This window comes from Enterocloster clostridioformis (assembly GCF_020297485.1).
Lineage (GTDB): Bacteria > Bacillota > Clostridia > Lachnospirales > Lachnospiraceae > Enterocloster > Enterocloster clostridioformis.
Map to the genome: position 1 here is coordinate 1,583,327 of NZ_JAIWZC010000001.1, position 23,780 is coordinate 1,607,106.

The 23,780-nt window shown below is 50.9% G+C and carries 22 protein-coding genes and 1 pseudogene; 1 reads left to right on the top strand and 22 read right to left on the bottom strand.

The genetic code is table 11. The features are described 5' to 3' along the window. Positions 1-103: 103 nt before the first annotated feature. From LA360_RS07820 to LA360_RS07860, 9 genes and pseudogenes are all read right to left on the bottom strand, one after another. Positions 104-847, bottom strand: a complete 744-nt coding sequence (locus LA360_RS07820; RefSeq protein WP_022201083.1) for an ABC transporter permease — start codon at positions 845-847, stop codon at positions 104-106. Next, complete coding sequence (locus tag LA360_RS07825; RefSeq protein WP_089776603.1) at positions 844-1,566, bottom strand: ABC transporter ATP-binding protein; 723 nt, start codon at positions 1,564-1,566, stop codon at positions 844-846. Before LA360_RS07825 ends, LA360_RS07820 begins: the two co-directional genes overlap by 4 nt. A gap of 70 nt (positions 1,567-1,636) precedes the next feature. Beyond that, positions 1,637-2,213, bottom strand: a pseudogene (locus tag LA360_RS31100) (MerR family transcriptional regulator); the annotation flags it as partial. A gap of 20 nt (positions 2,214-2,233) precedes the next feature. Further along, positions 2,234-2,374 carry an OadG-related small transporter subunit gene (locus tag LA360_RS07835; protein WP_022201080.1) on the bottom strand — a complete coding sequence of 47 codons (141 nt, stop codon included), beginning with the start codon at positions 2,372-2,374 and terminating at the stop codon, positions 2,234-2,236. Positions 2,375-2,431: 57 nt separating this feature from the next. After that, positions 2,432-3,580: a sodium ion-translocating decarboxylase subunit beta gene (locus LA360_RS07840; protein ID WP_022201079.1), complete on the bottom strand. Its 1,149-nt coding sequence runs from the start codon at positions 3,578-3,580 to the stop codon at positions 2,432-2,434. Positions 3,581-3,613: 33 nt separating this feature from the next. Further along, complete coding sequence (locus LA360_RS07845) at positions 3,614-4,951, bottom strand: hemolysin family protein (RefSeq protein ID WP_022201078.1); 1,338 nt, start codon at positions 4,949-4,951, stop codon at positions 3,614-3,616. Between the two features lie 119 nt (positions 4,952-5,070). Beyond that, positions 5,071-5,985 (bottom strand): YitT family protein, encoded by a 915-nt coding sequence (locus tag LA360_RS07850; RefSeq protein WP_002583935.1) that lies wholly within the window; start codon positions 5,983-5,985, stop codon positions 5,071-5,073. A gap of 51 nt (positions 5,986-6,036) precedes the next feature. Next, complete coding sequence (locus tag LA360_RS07855) at positions 6,037-7,803, bottom strand: ABC transporter ATP-binding protein (protein ID WP_089776604.1); 1,767 nt, start codon at positions 7,801-7,803, stop codon at positions 6,037-6,039. After that, positions 7,793-9,538, bottom strand: coding sequence for an ABC transporter ATP-binding protein (locus LA360_RS07860; RefSeq protein ID WP_022201075.1), 1,746 nt, complete (start codon positions 9,536-9,538; stop codon positions 7,793-7,795). Before LA360_RS07860 ends, LA360_RS07855 begins: the two co-directional genes overlap by 11 nt. 107 nt (positions 9,539-9,645) lie before the next feature. Between LA360_RS07860 and LA360_RS07865 the strand changes: the two genes are divergently transcribed. Beyond that, positions 9,646-9,936: a hypothetical protein gene (locus tag LA360_RS07865; protein WP_225537430.1), complete on the top strand. Its 291-nt coding sequence runs from the start codon at positions 9,646-9,648 to the stop codon at positions 9,934-9,936. Here the strand turns inward: LA360_RS07865 and LA360_RS07870 are convergent. The 13 genes from LA360_RS07870 to LA360_RS07930 all read right to left on the bottom strand — a co-directional run bounded on the left by LA360_RS07870 (position 9,890) and on the right by LA360_RS07930 (position 23,613). Further along, entirely contained in the window at positions 9,890-10,729 is an 840-nt protein-coding gene (locus LA360_RS07870) for a YihY/virulence factor BrkB family protein (RefSeq protein WP_002583938.1), read from the bottom strand. The two genes, LA360_RS07865 and LA360_RS07870, sit on opposite strands and share 47 nt — an antisense overlap. A gap of 16 nt (positions 10,730-10,745) precedes the next feature. Then, positions 10,746-11,018, bottom strand: coding sequence for an acylphosphatase (locus LA360_RS07875; protein WP_002567039.1), 273 nt, complete (start codon positions 11,016-11,018; stop codon positions 10,746-10,748). A 7-nt stretch (positions 11,019-11,025) separates the two neighbouring features. After that, positions 11,026-11,970, bottom strand: a complete 945-nt coding sequence (locus tag LA360_RS07880) for a 2-hydroxyacid dehydrogenase (RefSeq protein ID WP_002583940.1) — start codon at positions 11,968-11,970, stop codon at positions 11,026-11,028. Between the two features lie 124 nt (positions 11,971-12,094). After that, complete coding sequence (locus LA360_RS07885) at positions 12,095-12,568, bottom strand: RidA family protein (RefSeq protein ID WP_022201073.1); 474 nt, start codon at positions 12,566-12,568, stop codon at positions 12,095-12,097. A gap of 9 nt (positions 12,569-12,577) precedes the next feature. After that, positions 12,578-13,708 (bottom strand): M20 family metallopeptidase, encoded by a 1,131-nt coding sequence (locus tag LA360_RS07890; protein ID WP_002583942.1) that lies wholly within the window; start codon positions 13,706-13,708, stop codon positions 12,578-12,580. Positions 13,709-13,733: 25 nt separating this feature from the next. After that, positions 13,734-14,840 carry a D-TA family PLP-dependent enzyme gene (locus tag LA360_RS07895; protein ID WP_002583943.1) on the bottom strand — a complete coding sequence of 369 codons (1,107 nt, stop codon included), beginning with the start codon at positions 14,838-14,840 and terminating at the stop codon, positions 13,734-13,736. 11 nt (positions 14,841-14,851) lie between these two features. Further along, positions 14,852-16,093, bottom strand: coding sequence for an amidohydrolase family protein (locus LA360_RS07900; RefSeq protein ID WP_002583944.1), 1,242 nt, complete (start codon positions 16,091-16,093; stop codon positions 14,852-14,854). Between the two features lie 51 nt (positions 16,094-16,144). Continuing rightward, positions 16,145-16,981: a carbohydrate ABC transporter permease gene (locus LA360_RS07905; protein WP_002583945.1), complete on the bottom strand. Its 837-nt coding sequence runs from the start codon at positions 16,979-16,981 to the stop codon at positions 16,145-16,147. Continuing rightward, positions 16,971-17,855, bottom strand: coding sequence for a carbohydrate ABC transporter permease (locus tag LA360_RS07910; protein WP_002583946.1), 885 nt, complete (start codon positions 17,853-17,855; stop codon positions 16,971-16,973). The genes LA360_RS07905 and LA360_RS07910 overlap by 11 nt, the downstream gene beginning before the upstream one ends. Before the next feature lie 70 nt (positions 17,856-17,925). Beyond that, on the bottom strand, positions 17,926-19,347 hold the full coding sequence (locus LA360_RS07915; protein ID WP_089776605.1) for an ABC transporter substrate-binding protein: 1,422 nt from the start codon (positions 19,345-19,347) through the stop codon (positions 17,926-17,928). 170 nt (positions 19,348-19,517) lie between these two features. Then, positions 19,518-21,095, bottom strand: a complete 1,578-nt coding sequence (locus LA360_RS07920) for a response regulator (protein WP_089776606.1) — start codon at positions 21,093-21,095, stop codon at positions 19,518-19,520. After that, a complete protein-coding gene (locus LA360_RS07925; RefSeq protein ID WP_089776607.1) occupies positions 21,089-22,927 on the bottom strand; it encodes a sensor histidine kinase in 1,839 nt (612 codons plus the stop codon). Before LA360_RS07925 ends, LA360_RS07920 begins: the two co-directional genes overlap by 7 nt. Positions 22,928-23,154: 227 nt before the next feature. Further along, positions 23,155-23,613 carry a hypothetical protein gene (locus LA360_RS07930; protein ID WP_002583950.1) on the bottom strand — a complete coding sequence of 153 codons (459 nt, stop codon included), beginning with the start codon at positions 23,611-23,613 and terminating at the stop codon, positions 23,155-23,157. Between the last annotated feature and the right edge of the window lie 167 nt (positions 23,614-23,780).

Consider the following 23,780-nt stretch of genomic DNA (forward strand, 5'->3'; position numbering starts at 1 on the left):
CCGCCGCTTCTAAAAAAACAGCATGACAAAACATCTGCGTGACGACGGTTCTTTTCTTTTGCCGTCGTCCGGCAGATTTTTATATTTATTTATAGGTGTATTTTTATTCCCACTTGAAATATTTTATGGAAATACCAAAACAGATTATTGTAACAGCGCACATAACAACAACCGGAAGCAATGCGTTGTCAACTGACAACCCAAGAAACGTCGCTTTCATTAACTGAATGCCCTGTGTTAAAGGAAAAATGCTGATAATCTTCTGCATGGCAGATGGCATAACTTCAAAAGGAAGTGTTGCCCCTGAAAAAATAAGCATGGGGAAATACAAAATACAGGCAATCACACTTGCACTTTTCATGTTTTTAGCAATTCCCCCAACTAACAGACCAATGCTTAACGTTGATACCATAGTCAAAAACCAACTTCCCAAAAACAAGAGAAAAGAACCATGTATTTTGATTTTCCAAAACAGCATAGCGACAGGGAAAAGGGTCAGAATTGATACAACACAATATATCATGTAAATTGCAAATTCAACAGCAAGTAATTTTGTAGGACTGACAGGGGTAACTTGAAAACGCTTCAAAATCTTTCGTTCCCGATATTCCGAAACCACAAGGGGCAGCCCCATAAGCCCACCCGCGCAAATGGAAATGCAGCAGAGCGCGCCGAAAGACTGTTCCATAAAGGTGTATGCCGTTCCCTCTACGGCGGGTTTTGTTCCGTAAATAAAGCCAAGAATAACTAAGACAATAAGCGGCATAATGACAGCAAAAATAACCATATTCATATTTCGGATATTAAGTTTTAATTCATTTTTCAAAAGTATCAAGAATGATTTCATTCTCCAACCTCCTCACCGGAAAGCATGAGATAAGCGTCCTCAAACTTTTTGCAGCCGCTTACTTCTTTTGCCTGTTCAACCGTTCCGTAAAATACTGCTTTTCCCTGTTTCAAAATACAAATCTCGTCACATAAGATTTCTACCTCGTCCATAAAGTGAGAGGTTAAAAAAATAGTCAATCCTCCATGTTTCAGCTCTTGCAGGATTTTCCAAACGTCACGACGGGCTTTTGCGTCCAGTCCGGTAGTAAGTTCATCAAGGAATACCAACTTCGGGTTAGGAATTAAGGCAAGCACGATAAATAACCGTTGACGCTCGCCGCCGGACAGACTTTTTACTGCATTACCAATCTTGCTGCCTATGCCAAATTGTTCGCAAAGGCTTTTCCAATCCGCGAGGGCTTCATACAGGCAGGCGGTTTCCCCGCATAACTCTGATACTTTAATTTCCGGCTGATAATCTCCCTCTTGAAATTGGACACCAACTTTTTGGAACAGGCGGCATCTATCTTTTTGGGGATTGCAGTTCAATACGGACACTGTTCCACTATCAGCATTTTTTGTGCCTAAAATACATTCTATCGTTGTGCCTTTCCCCGCACCGTTTGCACCAAGAAGCCCGTAAACAGTGCCACACTTGACGGACAGATTGATTTTGTCTACTGCAAGCAGATTTTCATAGGCTTTTGACAACTGCTCTACTTTGATTGCAGTTTGCATAGTTAAGACCTCCTTTGTTTTCGTGAAAAAAGAATACCACCAATGGGAACATTGGTGGCAAAGTGTAGGGTTATAAAAATTTTATCTGCATTTCTTTAAGCATTTGTAAAAGAGTGTTTGCATTTCTTTCCGCTGATAAAAGAGATACGATTAACCTGTCGCAGACAGAAATAATATCATCTGTCTGTTTTGGTGTGTTCAGCGCAACACGAATATCTGTATCGGGATTTTTGGATAATTGTTGCAGCAATCGTAAGATTGCTTCTAAAGAATAGTTTGCACATCTTAATGAACGAATAATTTTTAGACGCTGTATATCCCCATCCGTATATACACGATACCCGTTATCTTTTCGCTTGACGGTAAGCAAGCCATTCATTTCCCAATTTCTCAGAGCGTCCATAGAAATCTCAAGGATTTCCGATACTTCCTTACGTTTCAGACATTGTGTGTTTTCACTTTCATTCCCCCGCCAAAATTGTTTTTACAATCTCAATCGCTTCCTCAGCATGATTGCGTTCCTGTTGAAGTTGTTTTAAGTAGTCTTTTGTGAGTATGATTGCAGTATCAAAATCTTTTGTTGCCGCAACTGTAATCATTTGAGCTATTTTCTTTCTTAATCCATTCTGCAATATCTCTACTTGAAATATTCTCTTCTCCCGGACAACTATTCTTTATCGTCCTTATGGTCCTTCGTTATTCGGCCCAATACCATCACCGCGGCCATGATGATGATAATGGCCGCAAAGATTCCGCCCATGCCTTTTCCCATAATTTCCAGGGCAATCCCTACGTGTTCCATATTCATACGCCTCCTCCTTTGCTGCCGGCTCCAGAGCCTGTTTGAAACTTCATTTTTGCCGCCCTACAGATACTGGGACACGATGCTGATGACCAGTCCGCCGGCAATAACCGATGCCACCTGGCCTGATACATTGGTGCCGGCAGCCTGCATCAGTATGATATTGCCCGGCTCCTCCCTGGCAGCCATCTTCTGTACCACCCTGGAGGACATGGGGAATGCGGATATGCCGCAGCCTCCAATCATGGGATTCACTGGTTTCTTACCCGCCATCTTGAGGAATACATTTATCAGCTTGGCAAAAAGCACGCCGCCGGCGGTGTCGAATACAAAGGCCACCAGACCCAGGACCATAATCATCAATGTGGCCGGGTTCACGAACTGCTCCGCCCTCATGCTGAACGAGATGGTGATGCCCAGGAGCAGGGTAATTATATTGGCAAACTCATTCTGGGCCGTCTGGCTCAGGCTTCCCAGGACGCCGCATTCCCGAAGTAAGTTTCCGAACATGAGGAAGCCCACCAGGGCCACGGACTGGGGTGATATCAGGCCCACTATGATAGTCACGGCGATGGGAAATGCAATGCGCAGCTGTTTATTCACACTCTTGGGATTATACTCCATATGGATGCGGCGCTCCTTCCTGGTGGTCACCAGCCGTATGGCAAAGGGCTGGATAATGGGAACCAGGGCCATATAGGAATAGGCCGCCACCGCTATGGGGCCGATGTACCCGGACCCCAGAACCTGGGATACCAGGATGGAGGTGGGTCCGTCCGCAGCTCCAATGATGCCGATTGAGGCGGCATCCCTCAGATCAAACCCCATAAGACACGCAATGAGGATGGCTGCAAAGATTCCGAACTGGGCCGCCGCCCCGAACAAAAACAGTACCGGCTGGCTCAACAATGGTCCGAAATCAATCATGGCGCCAATTCCGATAAAAAGCAGGATTGGCATGGCCTCCGAGGCCTCGATACCTGTCTTGAACAGCCATTCTATGATTCCGGCCGCAGGTATCTTTCCCTGTACCATCTGGTCCACCACGCCGGAATACGGCAGGTTTACCAGTATGGCGCCAAAGCCCAGAGGCAGAAGAAGCGAAGGCTCATATTCCTTCTTAACCGCCAGCCAAATCAGGATAATTCCCACCACATACATGACTGCCTGCTGCCAGGTTACCGCCGTAATGCCTTCCAACAGAAAACTCATTCACTTTCCCTCCTTTGTACCATGCCCTGTACATCATTCTTCCTGTTCTTTCTTTGTCTCCTTAAGGGTCAGCTTCACCCATTCTATGACTCTGTCTTCCATTTCCAATATCTCATAATCAGCTTCCGGTGTAACCACTGTCAGGGGAAGCTGTTCCCGGGACGGTATATACCCCAGTTGTTCCATTAAGTACCCGGACAAGGTATCACAGGAGCTGTCCATATGCAGATGCATTTCCTCCTTCAAATCAAACAGGGTAATGCCGCCTGACACCCGGTAAACCTTATGAGGCTCCAACTCCGTAAGCTCCGGCTCCTCCTCCTCGTATTCCTCATGGATATCACCCACGATCTCCTCAATCAGATCCTCCAGAGTCACCATGCCGGACACGCCGCCGTATTCGTCAATCAGAATCGCCAGTTTAATCTTATTTGCCTGCATCTCCCGGAACAGGGCGTCTGTTCTGCGGTTCTCCGGCACAAAACAGGCCGGCTTTAAAAGAGCGCGGACATCCAGTTTATCAAAGGAAGTCCTCCTGGCCTCAATGGTCAGCGCCTTTGTGGACAAAACGCCTATGATGTTGTCAATCTCCCCTTCGTACACAGGAATCTTGGAATGCATGGATTCCAGAATCTCATCCAGGAATTCCTCAAGGGGCTCATTGATATCCAGGGCCACCATATCCTGTCTGGGCACCATCACTTCCTTGGCCCTCTTATCATCAAAGGAAAATATTGACGTAATCATCTCCTTCTCAATGTCATTGAACACGCCTGCCTCGCTTCCCGTCTCCAGCATGGACTTGATTTCTTCCTCGGACACATCTGTCTCCAGGTTCTCATTGTGCATGCCAATCAGCTTCAGGAAGCCGCTGGTGGACAGTGAAAGCAGCTTTATAAAGGGATTCATGATACGTGATATATAATAAATGGGTCGTACGCAGAACAGGCTGAAGGCCTCCGCTTTCTGCAGGGCAATCCGCTTAGGCACCAGCTCACCGAACACCAGGTTAAAATAAGCCAGGATGATGGTCACCGCAACTCCTGCCAGGGTCTGGCTGTAGGGTACGTTCCACTGGGCCATCCGCACCGCCAGCACCTGGGCGATACCGGTAGCCGCCGACGCACTGGAGAAAAAACCCGCCAGGGTGATAGCCACCTGGATGGTGGACAGGAATATCGTTGAGTCCTTCATCAGACGCTCTATGAGCGCTGCGTTTTTGCTGCCCTGCTCGGACAGGCGGTGGATCTTGTTCTTGTTGACAGATACCACAGCCATCTCCGAGCCTGCAAAGAATGCATTGATTAATGTCAGGATGACTAAGATTGTGATTTGGAATAAAATATTGGCCGCTTCAGGGTCAGATTCCATGGTAAATGATTCCTCCTTCATATTACATAGATTGATTTGTTTCAAGGACTATTATACATAAAGATTGGGAAAATGTCAGCTAAAGATTCCATTAAGATGCAGCCCATCCCAGAGAGCGATCACTCCAGGGGCTGTATGTAAAAATTCCCTACCACGTCGCTGGAATTGATAACGTTCACAAAGGTATCCGGGTACTGTTCCCTTATCCGTTTCTTCATTTTCCTCACATCACTGTCCGAGAGCACCGTATAAATCAGGTATTTCTTATTGGCTGAGTAGGAGCCGAAGCCCTTTAAAATCGTGCTGCTGTGGTTGGTCAGCTCCAGCAGGTCCGCGGACACGGCCGCCGGGTTATCCGTCACAATAAGAAGCGTCTTTTTCTTATATTTCTTGTAAAAGGTATTGATAACCTGAGTATTACAGAACTGGAAAATAATGGAATATAGTGCCTTATCCATTCCGAAAATGGTTCCTGATATCAGTATGATAACCGCACTGAATAAAAGCATATAGTTGAAGGTGGAGACCTTGTATTTTGCCGACAGCGACATGGCGATGAAGTCCGTTCCCCCGCCGCATGCCCTGCTGTTGAGCACCAGACTCATCCCCAGGCCGTTTAAGATACCGCCAAAGACTGATATCAGCAGGATATCCCCGGTGATGGGAACCACCGGCAGCTCATCCACCAGAACTGACACTGTCAGCAGGCAGATACAGGACAGGATAGTAAATTTCTTTCCCACCAGCCGGTAGGCGAACACGGCCGGAACCGCGTTAAAAAGCACATTCAGAAATGTGAATGATATTTGAACATCATAGAAGCTGAGGCCGATTCTCTGAATCAGCTTGGCCAGACCGGTAAACCCTCCCGGCACCAGCTCTCCCTGCTCCACAAAGGTGTTCATGTTGACAGCTACAATCAGGCTTCCCAGCAGGATACATAGGAAGGCCAACCCGTCCTTCCATCTCCTGTTTTTGTTCTGCCGCTTCATATTCTCCTGATACAATTCAGACATCATCTGTCCCTCTCCCATATGCCCGTCTCCCATATGCCCGCCCCCTTCTCTCACATCATTCCCTGCGTACTACTCTCTCGCAAACTGCGCATTGTAAATATCCGCGTAAAAACCATTCATCCCAAGAAGCTCCTCATGCTTACCCTTTTCCACAATCTTACCGTCCCGCATGACCAGAATCACATCCGCCTCCCGGATGGTGGACAGTCTGTGAGCCACAATAAAGCTGGTTCTGCCCTCCATCATCTGCGCGAAGGCCTTCTGCACCTTTATCTCCGTCCTGGTGTCAATGGAGGATGTGGCCTCATCCAGTATAAGCATAGGCGGAAGGCACAGCATGACCCTGGCAATGCAGAGCAGCTGTTTCTGTCCCTGGGACAGGTTTCCTCCGTCCTCGCTGATAACGGTGTCGTATCCATCCGGCATCCGCATGATAAATCCATGGGCGTGAGCCTGCCTGGCTGCCCGGATGATCTCTTCCTCAGATGCTTCCGGATGTCCATAGGAAATGTTGTCCCGGATGGTACCTGACTTAAGCCATGTGTCCTGAAGCACCATGCCGTAGCTGGTCCTCAGGCTCTCCCTGGTCACATCCCGTATGTCGGTTCTCTCCACCTTGATAGCTCCGGAATCCACGTCGTAAAAACGCATCAGCAGATTGATAATGGTGGTCTTGCCGCAGCCGGTCGGTCCTACGATGGCAACCCTCTGTCCGGGCCGTACCGAAAGGTTAAAATCCTCAATCAGCTTTTTCTCCGGCGTATAGGAGAAGCAAACCTGCTTAAGCTCCACGCTGCCCTTTGCGTCGCGCAGTACCTTTGCGTCCTCCCTGTCCTCTATGATGGTTTTCTCATCAATCAGCTCAAACACGCGGGCAGCGGACGCCAGGGCATTCTGCAGCTCTGTCACCACACCTGATATCTCATTAAAGGGCTTTGTGTATTGGTTGGCATAGCTCAGGAAACTGGTCAGCTGTCCCACTGTGATGAATCCCCGGATAGCCCCATAGGCGCCTGTGATACCCACGGCAGCATAGACCAGGCTGTTTACAAACCGGGTGGCCGGGTTGGTTATGGATGAGAAAAAGGTTGCCCTCAGGCTGTATCTGGCCAGACGTGTATTAATCTCCTCAAACCGCTTGTGTGCCTCCTCCTGATATCCGAAGGCCTGAACCACCTTCATATTGCCCAGCATCTCATCGGTCAGGGAGGTCAGCTCGCCCCTGGTCTCTGACTGCTTGCGGAACATCACAAACGTCTTTTTGGCGATAAAGCTGGCCACAAACAGGGATATAGGCGTCAGCACCACCACCGCCGCCGTGATGACAGGCTGGATGGAAAGCATGAACAGCAGCGTGCCCGCTATGGTCAGAACGCCTGTAAACAGCTGAGTAAATCCCATGAGAAGGCCCTCTGAGAACTGGTCTATGTCCGCTATAATCCGGCTTATAATATCACCGGATGGGTGGACATCTATATAGCTTAGAGGCATCACCTCCAGATGGTTGAAAGCCCTGGTCCGGATATCCTTCACAACCCGGTAGGTGATGATGTTGTTGATATGGTTCATGAGCCACTGGGAAACGGCCGTAATAGCCACTGCTCCCAGTATCCTCATAAGGATTCCCCTTAACCCGGCGAAATCCACATGCCCGGCTGAAACTATATGGTCCACGGCCCGGCCTGTCAGGATAGGCACGTACAGGGTAAGGGCCACCGTGATAAAGGCCAGGAGCAGAGACAGGATGACGCTCCACTTGTACTGGCTGATATATTTAAGAATTCGTTTCAGGGTCTCCCTGCTCCTTTTATTGTCCAATCCCTTCTTACTGCTCATCCCGTTCCACCTCCTCCTTTGAAAGCTGTGACAGACAGATCTCCCTGTATACCTGGCAGTCCTTAAGAAGCTCCTTATGGGTGCCCATGCCGGCCAGACGTCCCTCGTCCAGCACCAGGATGGTATCCGCGCCCTTAATGGTAGTTGCCCGCTGTGATACAATGAATACGGTCATATCCCCGGTATTCTCCCGTATGGCCTTTCTCAGCCTGGCGTCCGTGGCATAATCCAGGGCCGAAGCGCTGTCGTCCATAATCAGTATTTCCGGCTTTCTCACCAGGGCTCTGGCTATGGTCAGCCTCTGGCGCTGGCCCCCCGACAGGTTATGGCCTCCCTGGTCAATGTAAAGGTCCAGGCCCTCGCCCTTGGAATCCACGAATTCCCGTGCCTGGGCCGTATCCAGGGCCCTATAGATATCCTCATCCGACGCATCCTGTTTTCCCCAGCGCATGTTGTCGCGCAGCGTTCCCTTAAAGAGTACGGACTTCTGCGGAACCACCCCCATTTTCTCCCTCAGCCCGTCCAGAGGGTAGTCCTTTACATCCGTCCCGTCCACCAGCACCTGCCCTGAGGCTGCATCGTAAAATCTGGGAATCAGATTCACCAGGGTGGACTTTCCGGATCCGGTTCCGCCTATGACGCCTATGGTCTGTCCGGCCATGGCACGGAAGGAAATGCCCTGCAAGGCCGGCTCCTTGGCCCCTGCATAAACGAATTCCATTTCTTTAAACTCTACCTTGGGAGCCTGGGACTTGCGCTCCCGTCTTCCGGACGTTCCTCTGTCCTCAATGCTGCTCTCCACCTGGAATACGCCGTCCACCCGGTTCATGCAGGCAACGGCCTTGGATATAATGATAATCAGGTTTGCCATCTTTATGAGTTCCACCAGAATCTGGGACATGTAATTCACCAGGGCAATCACCTTGCCCTGGGTAAGCACTGCGCTGTCCACCTGTTCAGCTCCCACCCATATGACTGCCACCACGGCTATATTTATGATGACATAGGTCACAGGGTTTAACAGGGCGGATATCTTTCCCACAAACACCTGCATCCTGACCAGACTTCCGTTTTCCCGGTCAAATTTCTCCGTCTCGCTTTTCTGCCTGTTAAAGGCGCGGATAACCCGGACCCCCAACAGGTTTTCCCTGGTGGTTAACAGCACCTTGTCCAGCTGTCTCTGCACGGATTTATAGAGCGGCATGCTGACTGCCATGATGCCGAACACCACCACGCAGAGCACCGGTATGGTGACTGCGAAAACAAAGGCCGAGCGCACGTCCACGGTAAAGGCCATGACCATGGCGCCAAATACCACAAAGGGTGATCGCAGCAGCAGGCGCAGCGTCATGTTGATACCGCTCTGCACCTGATTGATGTCGCTGGTCATCCTCGTGATAAGCGCAGCCGTGCCCACTGTGTCTATCTCTGTGTAGGACAATCTTCCTATATGGGAAAACAGGTCGTTGCGCAGGGAGGTGGCTGCCCCCGTGGCTGCCTTGGCGGCAAAATACTGGGCCGTCAGGGAGCATGCCAGGCCAATCAGAGCCAGAAGCACCAGAACGCCTCCCATCTTAAGGATGTATCCGCTGTCCCTGCCCCGGATTCCCACGTCCACCATGCGGGCCACCACCAGGGGCACAAACAGTTCAAAGCTGGCCTCCAGCATTTTAAACAGCGGCCCCAGTATGCTTTCTAGCTTGTAATCCTTCATATAACTGAACAATCGTTTCATAATTGTCTTTCACTCCTCTGCCGGAATCCATTGTATTTTTTCACACTGCCTGGTATTATAACATAGAATCAACCATATATAAAATATTGTTTTTATCCGGTGAAATCATGATGGCTGTGGGGGAACGCTGTTTCTTTCCCCATCTCGGGGCGAATTCTATTTCCCTTAAGGAACTGTGCTCCTGTCCCCTGGTTGTGTACCGCAGGTGGGAAGGCGTGCCAAACCGCCTGTTTGCCCCGGACAGCCCGGATTATCTGTGCGTCAGCGACGATGCCAGGACCAGCCGCCTGACCGTTTCACCAAAAAGACAAAAACAGCCTGCCCCTTATCCAAGAGACAGGCATGCTCCGGTCACTCCGCGGTTTCCCCGGGAAACAGTTCCTTCCAGAAATAATTGATTTCCGCCCCGAAGAACAGGATGCACATGCAAAAATAAAGCCACAGAAGCAGCAGCACAATGGCTGTAAGGCTTCCGTACATATAAGAGTAATTCTTTCCCCCTATATGGCTGAAATACAGGGAAAAGGCAAAGGAAAAGGCCATCCACCCAACCGTGGAGAACACGGCTCCCGGAAGCTGGTCCCTGAGCTTCAGCCTCTTATCCGGCACAAAGGTATAGATTCCCAGGAAAAATATAATCAGTATCATCATCGCCCACAGGGCCCTGAAACTAATGATGTGGGTGGTCACATCCGCTATGATGGGAAAACGGTTCACCATAAACTCCTGAATCATGTTGCCGAACACCAGCAGGCCCAGGGACAGGATACACACCAGGATGAACACAATGGTGTATCCTGAACAAATCAGCCTGTTAATCACATACCAGCGCTTTTCCCCGTAGCCGTTTACACGGTTCAAGCCTCTGGCCACGCTGAACATACCGCGGCCCGCGGACCACAGTGCCGTGACGGCCGTGACGGAGATCATGGTTGCCGGAGACTTTAAGGACAGGTCATTTACCAACCGAAATGCCAGAGACTTATAATCCACCGGCACCAGGCCCACAATCAATTCCATGAACCTGGCATTGCTGATGCTCGGAATCATCTGGACCGCTGTCAAAAGCAGCATGATAAATGGCACCACGGAGAGTATGATAAAAAAGGAGACCTGGGCCGCGTAGACCGTCATCTCATCCTCAGCAAATTTATCATATACCCGTTTTCCCGCCACTATTATCCCAAACATAAAACCTCCACTGATATTAATATATTTCCCTGAAACTGCCCTCTTCAATCACCGGAATGTCTTCTGCTTCCATATGTTCAATGTGTATGAACCTACCCTGCTCCAGATTCCTTAAGAATCGGCCAATCGCCAGAGGATCTCCCTGGACCTCCATCTCCACATCGCCGTTCCACAGATTCTTCACCCACCCGGTAAGGCCCAGGGGGCGGGCAAGGTAACAGGAGGTGTACCTGAAACCCACCCCCTGCACCCTGCCGGAAAATATGATATGCTTCCTGACTTTTTTCATACAGATATCACCCAATCACATTTCCCGGAGTTCCATCCAGATAGTTTACCACATTGTCAAACACAATGACAGCCCGTTTTACCAGGGCTTCCCTGGTGGCAAATGCCACATGGGGCGTCACTATGGTGTTTGGCGCTGAAAACAGCGGGTGGTCCTTCCTGACCGGCGGCTCGTTTTCAAACACATCAATACAGGCGCCCGCAATCCTGCCCTCCTTCAGGGCCTTTGCCAGGGCATCGCTGTCCACCACAGGCCCTCTGGCCGTGTTGATGAGCACCGCGTTCTTCTTCATCAATCCGATGCGCTCCTCATTCATCAGTCCCCTGGTTTCCTCCGTGAGAGGGGTGTGGAGGGAAACCACGTCGCATTCAGCCAGCAGTGTCTCCAAATCCACATAGCGGACGCCGGGCACATCCCTGGCAGTCCTGCTGTAAGCCAATACCCTGCATCCAAATGCCTGGGCTATGGCTGCCACACGAAGGCCGATGGCCCCGGTTCCCACCACGCCAAACGTCTTGCCTTCCAGTTCAAATCCCACCAGGCCGTCCTTGGTGCCCTCCTCCCGGCAGACTTTGTCGCAGGGAATCACATTCCTGTACAGGCTGATTAACATGCCGAACACCAGATCCGCCACAGCGCAGGTGGAATATCCGGCGCAGTTGCACACCATGACACCGTTCTTCCTGCACACATCCATGGCAATGTGGTCCACGCCTGTAAATGCCACGGCCAGAAGCTTTAAGTTTCTGCATCCCTCTATGACCTGGACATTCAGAGGCAGATTGGATACCACAATGATTTCAGCATCCTTTCCGCGCTCTATGAGCTCTGCGGTGTCCGTTGTCTTTGTGTTGTAATACACAATCTCCACCCGGTCCCCAAGGGCCTCCCTTGCCATAGCCAAAAGCTTTCCCTCTTCCACGCCCAGCGGCTCAATGATTACCATTTTCATTGTATCTTCCTCCGTATCCTGTTGTCAGCTTCCCCTTCAGGGGCTTTACTGACTTTTTATGCTATCAATTATATAGCAGGGGACCGGCTTTTACAAGTCATGATTTCCGCTGCTGCCTGCGCTTCTATTTCAGCTCCACCAGAACCTCAATCTCGCATGCGATTCCACCCGGCAGGGCATTGGTTCCAATGGCTGAACGTGCCGGAAGTCCTGCTTCTTCTCCAAACAGCTCGGCAATCAGGTTGGATCCCCCGTTCACCACCTGGGGCTGCATCCCAAAGTCATCCGCGCTGTTCACAAAAGCCAGAACCTTCACGAACCGTTTGATCCGGTTCAAATCCCCGGTCTTATCATTTAAGTTTGCCAGCAGGTTCAGCATGCAGTTATATGCCGCTCTCTGGCCCTCCTCCACTGTCAGATCCTTTCCCAGCTTGCCCACTACTGTATTTCCGTTTCCCAGGTCCGGACCGCAGCCTGAACAATAAAGAAATTTGTCACCAAACTCCTGTACCGGCGTGTACACTCCTCCCTTGGCAGGGGGCTGCGGCAAAGTGATTCCTTTTTCTTTTAAAATCTCATATACGTCTTTCATCATCATTATCTCTCCTTAATTATATTTTGTTTTGTACAGAATTCTGTCTATGATTCTCCCATATAGTTTCACGGCATCCCGCACCTGCTTTTCCCGGGTAAATTCCCCCACCGTATGGGCCTGGGCAATATCACCGGGACCGCAGATAACAGTCCGGATTCCCTGCTCTGTCAGGAAACACTGTTCACAGGATGCCTCGAAGGGCTGTGGGAATGATTTGATTCCCAGCAGACGTTCCCGCTCCTCAAGGCACAGCTTCACGAACCGGTCATCCTGGCGTATCTCCCCGCCTGGCATATAATAACGCAGCGTCCTCTGGCAGCCGTCAATCCCGGCCTGTTCAAAGCCTTTGTCCAGAAACCGCCCCACCTGCTCATGGTCCATGCCCGGGTGAATCCGAAAGTCCAGGAGGAGGCGCACATTTCCCGGCACCACATTGTCCTTCTCATATCCCTCTATCATGGTAACCGCAATGCCGGGAGGCGGCAGGACCGGATGTGTGACATGGCGCAGCGTTTCATTCATGTCATTTACGGCCAGAACTGCCCTGCATGCCTTCATCACGGCATCCTCCTCCCCTGCGGGGAGGGCGGCATGCCTGGGAGCCCCCTTTATATCAATATAATCCCTGGACACTCCCCGGTGGGCAACCGCCACCTCCAGCCGGGTGGGTTCTCCTATGATGGCATAACCGCTTCCTCCATGGGTCTTTAGATAGCTTAATGTACCCAGATTGGAGCACTCCTCATCCGCCACAAATAAAAGCTTCAGACTTCCCTTCATAGGCTCTTTCCTGGCGGCACAGCCCATGGCGGCTTCACACATGGCGGCTATCCCGCCTTTCATGTCGCTGGTTCCCCTGCCGTAGAGCCTGCCATCCTTTTCTGCCATGGAAAAGGGGCTGCTGTCCCACGCTCCCACGGCCGGAACCACGTCCAGATGTCCGGTCAGCATGAGCTCTGGTCCATCCCCTCCGCCCAGAACAGCAATCAGATTTGCCCTGTTTCCGCCTAAATCCTGCACTTCACACCTAAACCCCGCAGTCTGCAGGAGTCCGGTCAGATACTGGGCTGCCGGCTTTTCATTTCCGGGAGGATTGACGGTGTCAAACCGTATCAGCTCCCTCAACAGTTCAATACAATCCACAAAATACCTCCTTGTTCCAGCACAATCAGTAAGTAATCCTGCGGTTTCTTGCGGTCACCTGCCATCTGGCCGCCACCCGTCCCTCCTTAGCCACCAGAATTTCCGGATACAAAGCCGTGGTGGGACATATATGGGTGGGAATCACATAGAGGCAGGTTCCTATGGCCGGTATCCTGCTTTTATCCTCCAGCCGGAATGCCCAGTGCTCCTCGCTGTGTATGATAGGCACCGCATCCTCCAGACCCACGATAAAGCCCCGCTGTCCCGCCGGGTCTGACGCAATCGCCTTGTATCCCAGGTCCGTGGTAAACACGCCCTCGGCAGGGTGGCTGATAACCCTGGTCATCACGGCGGCGCCGGGTATAAAATCCAAATCCGGCAGGTTCATATAATACCCCGCGTCCGTGATAAATGCGGTGCCCGGAGACAGATACCACCGGGTACAGCCCGCATGGCAAGGAAAGGAGGGGGTACCGCCTGCCACTGCCAGCTCGCAGCAGATTCCATCCCCGGTCAGGCGTTCCATGATGTCCGCCACCCTTCTGTCCGTATCATCCACTTCGGCCCGTCTTACGGCTGCATCCTTATTATTGTGGTTTCCATCGTAGCAGTGCATTCCGCACAGGCGAAGCCCGGGAAGGGAATAAGCAAAACGGTAGAGCTCCTCCAGCCCTTCAATGGGAACGCCGGTACGGTTCATTCCCATATTTACATCCACCAGCATTGGCAGCACGGCATCGTGTTCCACACACACCCTGGACAGGGCCTCAAACTGGGCCCGGTCATCCTCCACGCCGTAGAATATAGTATCCGGATAAGCCTTTGCCAGTTTCACGAAGCGTTCCATGTTCGGACCAACCAGAGGATAGGCCAGGATTACCCTTTCCGCACCTGCCATTGCGGCCATCTCGGCCTCTGCCACCGTGGCCGTCTTAAACTTTGTTATGCCGTACTCCATCTGCATCCGCACCATATCCATGGATTTATGGCTCTTTACATGAGGCCACAGCCGTTCGGGGCTTCCCGCTGTCCTTATTGTCTTCTTTATGTTTTCCCTGATGATTTCCTCATAATATATGAGGCTGGGTGATATGATTGCTTCTGTGCCCTTAAGTTCATACATATGTTCCATATCCATTCTCCCTACTCTATGATTTTTCCTCTGCACACAACATGTTTTATGTGACGGAACGCCTCTATATCCTGGATGGGATTCTGTGCTACGGCAATGAAATCCGCCTCATACCCGGGAGCCAGCCGCCCCAGGAAATCCCCGTACCCCAATGCCCTGGCGCCCTCCAGGGTGGCGGCGTGAATCGCCTTCTCCGGTGTAAGGCCGCACCGCCTGCATAAAAGCTCCATCTCCAGCCAGGTTTCGTCAAAAAAGGTATATCCGCATCCGGCGTCTGTTCCCACCAGAGGACGCATTCCCAGGTCCGCCAAACGGCCGAATATTTCACATTCCCGCTTTTCCTGTTCCAGCAGAAAGGCTTCCCTCTCATCCGGTTTTCTCACGCCTTCCCTGACCTGGTCCAGTTGATGGTAGTTGTTGGATATCCCAATCATGAAATACCGGTGGTCTCCGCGAAAGGCTTCCATCACGTCCGGCTCATAACACCGTTCTAAAAGTCCCAGGCGGCGGTTTCTCCTGAAACAGGCGCAGTGTTCCACACTGTCCACCCCAGCCTCCATGGCGTTCACATAGGAACTGGTTGTCAGGCAATGGGCTGCCGTGGGAAGTCCCAGCTCGTGGGCCGCCTCCACCGCTGCCCGTATTTCCCCTCTGCTGTAGGTGTCATGCTCCGGTACAGAGCCCGGTGTAAGCTGGCCTCCGCTGACAATCAGCTTGACGCAGCCGCAGCCCGCTGATTTTCTTTCTTTTACAGCCTGTATCAATTCCTCCGTACTGTTGGACGTTTTTCCCAGAAAGGCCAGATGGCCTCCGTCCGGGGTGAGGGGCATACCCGCTGCCTGAATCCTTGGCAGCTCTGTTCCCGGCTCCGATCCTGCCTCCCTGCCGGACAGAGCTCCTACCAGGTCCATGGAGCTTCCTGCGTCCCGGACCGTTGTCACGCCTGAGCGCAGAAGTGTCCTGGCGTGTTCCGCAGCCCTGGCCAGACGGGCTTTCCTGTCCTCCCTCCGGTAGATGCCATAGGTATCCCGGCAAGGCGTAAACTCCAGATGTACATGGGTATTGACCAGACCAGGCAGGATATAGCTGTCCGAAAAATCCATGACCCGGACATCGGGATATGCCTGACTCAGTTCCTCAAAGCGGCCCATCTCCTTAATCCGGCTTCCTTCCAGGACCATCCCTGTATATTTCATCTTCATGGCATCGGAATCATAGATTCCCTTTCCATGAACCAGCACCGGTATCACCACATTTACCTCCTCTGTCACCGCTTCCGGCCTGTTCCGGCCATTGACCCTGCCCTATCCTTTCACCGCGCCGGCCGTCATGCCCTGCACAATGTACTTCTGGAGTAGCATGGTCAGAATGATGGTTGGCACGATGACAACAATGGTGGCTGCCAGCATACGCCCCCAGCGTATATCCGCGCCTGACACGAAATACTGCAGGGAGACAGGAAGGGTCCTTGTCTTCTCACCGCTGAGTATAAGGGCAAACTGAAAGTTATTCCAGGACCCCAGGAATGAAAGGGTGGAGCAGGTTACCAGCCCCGGCGCGCTGACGGGCAGGAGAACATCTTTAAAGCATTTCTGCCTGGTGCAGCCGTCCACTATGGCTGCCTCCTCCAGTTCCAGAGGCAAATCGCTGAAAAATCCCACCATAATCCACACAATCAGAGGAAGGGACAGCACCATGTGGCTGAGTATCAGCACACCGTAGGTGTCAATCATGCGCAGCTTGGAAAATATGAAGTAATATGGCAGCAAAATGGATATGTTGGGCAGAAGGCGCGCCGTAAGGATAGCCGTATTTGCCTTCCCCATTTTATATCTGGCTATGGCATAGGCAGCCGGTACCCCCAAAAGCAGGGACAGCGCCGTTGACGCCACCGCCACAATGGTGGAATTCATCATATAGGTTCCATAGTGCTGGGTCTTAAATATATAAATATAGTTATCCAAAATCGGTTTGAATCCAAAGAGCTTGGGAGGCATGATATATACCTGGGCCATATTCTTAAAGGATGAAATCAACACGAAATACAGCGGGAAAAGAATCGGTATGATAATGACCAGCACCAGGATGCCGAATAATAATTTTGATATGATTTTCTTTGCCCTGTATTTTTTAACCGCCATAATACGCCACCAGCTTTCTCTGTATTTTCATGACTAAAACGCTGAGCAGCAGCACAATCACAAACAATATCATAAGCATTGTAGATGAAAGGCCGAATTTGTAATAGGAAAATGCCGTTTCATAGGCAAACAGGTTCAGTGTCCTGGAGGCGTTGGCCGGCCCTCCCTTTGTCATGGCGTAAATCAGGTCAAAGGACTTGAATACGTCTATGAACCGCAGCAGACCGATGGAGAACAGGGTCTGGGTGAGAAGGGGCAGGGTTACCTGGAAGAATGTCTGGATGGGTGTCGCCCCGTCCACCCTGGCAGCCTCCATGGGGTCTGCCGGGAGAGAGGAAAGTCCTGCCAGACATACAATCACCACCATAGGGGTCATCTGCCAGGTTTCCACCGCCGCGATAGCGGGTATAACTGTCTGTTTGGCCGATACAAAGGCTGACCTGGGGAGACCCACGGTTGTGAATATGTAATTGAGCAGGCCGGAGGATGGTTCGTAAAACAGCATCCACATAAGTCCCACTGCCACCGGCGCCATCATATACGGCAGCAGCACCACTGCCTTCACCCCGTTCTTGCCCCTGAAATCCTTATTCAGCACAAGGGCGATGGCAAGCCCCAAAAGCATTTCCGCCACCGTGGCAATGGCCGTATAGTAAAATGTGATTCCCAGGGACTGCCAGAATTCCCTGCTGGCCAGCACATCCGGATAATTCTTTCCCCAGTTAAAAAGCATCCCGTTTCCCGTCAGCAGGTTCCAGTCACTCAGGCTGAACAGGAAGGTCATTGCAATAGGTACCGCAATCATAGCCATCATGAATATAAGGGCAGGCAGTGAAAAGACCCATTTAATATGTTTGTTGACAAAATTGTTCATATATACATCCCTCTCTGTTGTTAGAAAGGAGCCTTGTTACAGGCTCCTTTCCATTGCTTTCAGACATACACTAATCCTCATAGGGATAATCCGCGCCGTACTCTCCCGCATCCTTGAGAAGCTGGTCTACCTTTCCCGCCGCCGCATTCATTTTGCTTTCCAGATCCGTTCCCTCTCCCTTTGTCTCGATGGAGTACACAATGGCCTCGCCCATGGCGTCCCTGGCCTCGGATACTGCGGTCATACGCGGAAGTCCGTACTGGTTGGTGGTATCAGCCTGAATCTCTTCATTGTAAGCCTGGATGTAATCTTCCGGCATGGCAGCCGTCACCCGCTCGTCTTCCCAAACAGAAGCCCTGAAGGTAGGCATTCCCTTTGGAGTGATGTCGGCGGCAATGTCCTTGCCTGCCGCATATTTGAGGAATTCCCATGCGGCTTCCTTGTTCTTTGAGCCTGAGTAAATAGACGCGCCCCACACAACCTGCTTATAGGACTGGCGTCCCGCAGGACCTTCCGGAATGGGAGCAACCCCTACCTTGTCGTAGAAGGAAGACTCATTGGGATCAATCAGGGTCTGATACAGTGCAATTGCGTCCACACACATGCCTACCTGCCCTGCGTTAAACAGCTGGGTCATCTGTGAATATCCTGCGGTCAGTATGCCTTCCGGAGCATAATCACCCAGCAGCTTTCCATAGAACCTGGCTGCTTCCAGATTCTCCGGTGTGTTAAAGGCGCATGTTCCGTCCTTAAAATAAGCGCCGCCAAATCCGTAGAGGAACGGTGAGAACTGGGATGTAAGAGCTATCTTCTCGCCGCGGCAGGCAATCGCGTAAAAATTATTAGCCGGGTCATTGATTTTTCCGCATACATCCAGCAGCTCGTCGTAATTTGTGGGAACCTTCACTCCCTTTTCCTCAAATACATCCTTCCGGTAGAACATCAGCTGCACGGAAGAATACAGCGGAAGCGCTCCGACGGCTCCGTCAGACTTAATCTTAATCTGTTCCATGGGCGCTGATGAAAAGTCATCCCAGTCAAAATCCGGATCCTTCAAATATTCATCCAGCGGTTCAATCCATCCGTTATTGCTGTAAGCCGCCATGTCCTGCAGAGGGCTCATGAGGAATGCGTCAATGGTGGAGGAGCCCGCCAGAAATTCCGTGGTTATCTTCTCACGAAGCTGGGCTTCCCCGTACAGCTCCAGATTCACCTTAATGCCGGTTTCCCGCTCAAAATCATCCAGATACGCTTCAATGGCATCTGATATCTGTCCTGTCATGCTGAGGACACGGATTGTTGTCCCCGTATAGGTCTTTTCACCGGCCTCCCCTGCGGCCGATTCCCCTGATGTTCCCTCCGCTTCCTTACCGGCCGGAGCCTCCGAAGCCTTAGACGTATCTCCCGGCAGTCCGCTGGTCCCCCCAAAGCAGCCCGCAAGTGAACCCGCCAGCATTACTGCGCTTAAAGCCAGACATAACTTACGTTTCATAAATACCCTCCTTCTATACACGTTTTTGTTAACTGTAAGCATAGTATAAATGTTACATCCCTGATTTGGAATTTAAAAAAATAGGGATTATTGGTATTATCGTCCACCCAAAATAATCCCTATTTTTTATCTGAATTATCGTATGATTCTTTTTAATTATTGTATGATTTTCACAATTTACGGACGTCACTTGGACTCATATTGTAATATTTTTTGAAAAGGCGGCTGAAATAGGAGATGTCATGTATGCCTATACGGCTGGCAGCCTCCTGCACCTGGATATTGGAACTTCCCAGAAGGGCAAATGCCTTTTTCATCTTAAGCCCGTTGAAATAATTTACAAAGGTGTCGCCGGCAGCCTTCTTAAACAGAATACAGAACTGGCTCTTTCCCAGGGCGCACCATCCGGCCGCTTCCTCCAGGCTTATATTTTCATCCACATGGTCCTCCAGATACTGGAGAAATCTTGTAATCTCCGGGTTCGCGTTCTTATTGGCCATCAGGTAATCCACAACAGACCGGACCGCGTCCTTAAAACATCCCTTTAGCTCTGTCAGCGTTTCGGCTCCCCAAAAATCTCCGGTAGAATATATCTCGTCATATTCAGGCACATCCGCTCCCTCGGGAATGGAGTATCCTGATATAAACACCCAGGTCTCCACCACGCCCCGGCGTATGGCCTGAATCTGGTCGTAGGACCGGAACCCGGCCATCTCCTCAAACCAGCCGTCAATCAGCCGGAATGCCTCCCCTGCATCCTGCCTGAATATGGCCTCCTGCATGCTCCGCTGGACACTCCTTTTTGCGATGAAGGGGCGCCCTCCATCCTCCTTCCCGCAGTGAAAGGCAGCCGGACCGTCAAAGAAACGCAGCGCCGCCATCCTTCTGGCCTGCGCAAATCCGGCCGGAATGTCCATCCGGCTGGAGCACTCCTGTCCCATCCCCATGGAAAGAGTCAGGTTCAGATGGGTCTTTAAGGCATGGTTGAGCAAATCCAGGGTGTCCGGAAAAAAGCAGTCCGGGCTCTTTCCCCCTTCTCTCCTGAACAAAACCACGATTTCATTTTCACCGGTAAAGGCCAGGTCTGACTTTGGCAGGCTTTCGAGATATTCACGGACAATGTTCAAAAGACCATACTTTCTGATATGGGAGTCCGCACCGCTGACAGGCCGGTTCATCCTTTCGTTGTCCACCAGAAAACAGCCTGCCCTGTAGGACTCAAACGGATTATATGTATATCCCAGCCGGTCCAGGAGCATTTCATTGTCCCCCGGTCCGTGATTTCCCAGCAGCAGTGTCTTTAAGTCCTCCTCCCGGTTAAAGGACTGCACCTTCATATCCGGGCTGCCCCTGCCCGCCTTCTGCCGTTCCTCCTCAATCAGGGACTTTAACCTTGTGATGAGCTCCACCAGCGTATCCTGGGTAAAAGACAGCTTAAGTATATAATCCTCTGCCCCCAGCTTGATTGCCTTCTTCACATAATCAATCTCATCCACACAGCTTAAGACCACCACCTTTGTATCCGGGTGGTTCTCACTTATATACTTCACCAGCTGGATTCCGTCCATGCCGGGCATCATGATGTCTGTGAACACAATATCAGGCACATCCCGGTTCATGTACTCCACTGCGTCCCCTCCGGATTCACAGGTGGACACCACCTGGCATCCGTGGGCCTCCCAGTTAATGCAGGACTGAAATCCCACCCTCACTATGATTTCATCATCCACAATCATTACCTTCAGCATGTCCCACTCCCTCTCCTATATGGAAAAACCGCAAAAACCTTGGTTCCGTATCCTACCCTGGATTCAATATAAAGCCCGTAATCCGGCCCGTACCTGACTTTCATCAGCTCATGGATGCTGGTAAGCCCGATTCCGGTTACATGGCGTTTCTTACTGTTCTCATCCATTTCCTTCAGTATCTCATCCAGCTTTCCCTGTTCCATACCCACTCCGTTATCCTGTACCGTGACGCATACCCGCTCCCCATACTGTTCAGCCGCAACCCAAATGGTGCCGTGGGCTGCTTCTCCCATGCCGTGCAACACCGCATTTTCCGCCAACGGCTGAAGGAAGAATTTAATCACCTTAAACTCCTCCAGCTCCTGAGGAATGTCTGTCACCAGTTCAATCCGGTTCTTAAGGCCCCAGTTCTTGATTTCCACCCATGCCTTCACCACACGTATTTCTTCCTTTAAGGGCACCTCTTCCTCCCTACGGTTCATGGTACTCTCCAGAAGGATTCCAAGGGAGGTAATCATATCCGCTATATTGCCTGCCCCGGATATCATGGCAGACCATTTGATTACATTCAATGTGTTAAAAAGGAAATGGGGATTAATCTGGGCCCGGAGCATTTCATAGCGGAGATTTTGCTCTATTTCCTTCTGCTTGATAGTCTGGGCAGAGAGTTTCTCTATATAATCCACCATCCTGCTGATTTCCAGCTCTGCCTCCACGATTCCGAACACAGGCATCTGTCTGCCCTTTGCATCCTCCATATCAGAGATTTTTGTCCCTCCGATATTTACCCCGCTCACCTTATGGATCAGACGGTTGAGGGGCGCGTTGACATAGAAATACATGGCAAGGCAGACCATACAGGCTCCCAGGGCCATGAGGACCGTCAGGGAGGTTACGGTGCTGTGAAGCTTGTCCACTGCCTGGGTAATATGGGACAGGGGCACCAGGTTCACCATGCTCCATCCTGTACCGGCCATGGTCACATGGTTCACCAGATACTCCTGACCGTCCTTTGTATAATGGAAATAATCCTGGTCCTCCTGTAAATCCTCCGCCAGACGGCCGGCAGATATATCATCCAGTATATCGCTCTGCTCCGTGGTGTAAATCAGATGGTTTCCCTTATCAAAGAGGGCCAGCGCCGCCCCGTCATAGGGAATCAGCACCTGTGACAGATTTTCAGTGGGAAAGGATACAAAGGACACCCCAAGAAATTTAAGTGAATTATAATCCTTAATCCGCCGGATGAATAAGATGAACTCCTCATCCTTCCCGGACTCAATCCTGTCCTTGAAAACACCCTTATCATTGTAAATACATGGGGCAATCCACCCGGACACTTCCTTTCCTTCCAGGAACTGGCGGTACCATGGCTGCTCCCTGACGCTCTGGGCAAATTTCTCCCCAAAATAGCTGCTGTTGTCAATTCCGTCCGCCACGCTGTAGACCGTGCTGTCGGCTCCCAGGATAATATAATGAAGCCGGTAATCAAAAAATATATTCCGGTAAAAGGTCAGTGTCTCCTCCACAGCCCGGATACGGCTGACATTCTCCGACGAATATACATTTCCATCACAGGACTGGTTCAGATAGGATGCCACCTGCTTGTTGGTGCTGGATGCAGCCGACAGCTTACGGATGGAATCCGTCACCTCCGTAAGCGCCAGCTCATTGCGGTTCATATATTGTGATATGATACCCGCCTCCTGGGTGATCAGCAGGTTTCTGCTGCGGTTGAAGGAATACTGCATGATAAGGAAAACACTGACAAATACAGCGATAATACATGTGTATATAATTTTAATCCGCAGATTTACCTTCATTTCCTTCATCAAACTGACACCCCCTGACCCTGCACTGCGCTTTACCATGAAAATTATAAATAGGCCCTTTTACATAGTCAACTTATTTCGATGAATTTCCCTTTATTTCAGCACTTTCTATTGTGCAGTTTTACCCCCACCTGTATGTAGATTGCGGACGGAGAGGAAAAACAAAAAGGCCGGCCGCCATTGCCGGCAGCAAGCCCTTAATACAACTCCATTTCTTCAGCCGCTTCTTATCCGACGGCAATGTACAGATAACAATGTGCCTTGCCGTCCTTGGTGTATTCTGCGGGAACCGTGCTCTCGTAATCCTCTGTAAAGCTCCTGCGTATGGTCCCATCCTTCTGCTGGCTCCACACGGTCTCCCACGCCTTTTGGGTACAGGCGCCCAGGTCGCCGTTTTCATCCCACTCATCATATTTCCGGTACTGCCCCATTTTCACCTTTTCATCCATTTGGGTGAAGAAGTCGCTTGTAACCGCCATGACGGTCAGGTCATAGCTGCCTGTCTCGTCACCGTCATAGCCGCTGTACCTGGAAACAGGGGATATTCCTGCCCGGAACTGATGCCCGCTGTCAAAGAGAATGGGCAGACGGCCGTCCATAATATGACGCCAGAGTTCCCCTATGCGCTCCATTCCCTCCCCTGAATTATCCGTCCGTATCGTTACTTCCTTTAAACTGTATGCCATGGCACCCATTCCTTTCCAAGCTCCGCTGATATTCGTTTGACGCGGATCCTATTTCTGACATGTTATCATACAAAACAAGACATCAGTATGTCATATATCCTTCCTTCATTTCAGGTATTCCCCAATGCCTCATCCGTCTTTATGAAACGCAGGCCAACATATGCCAC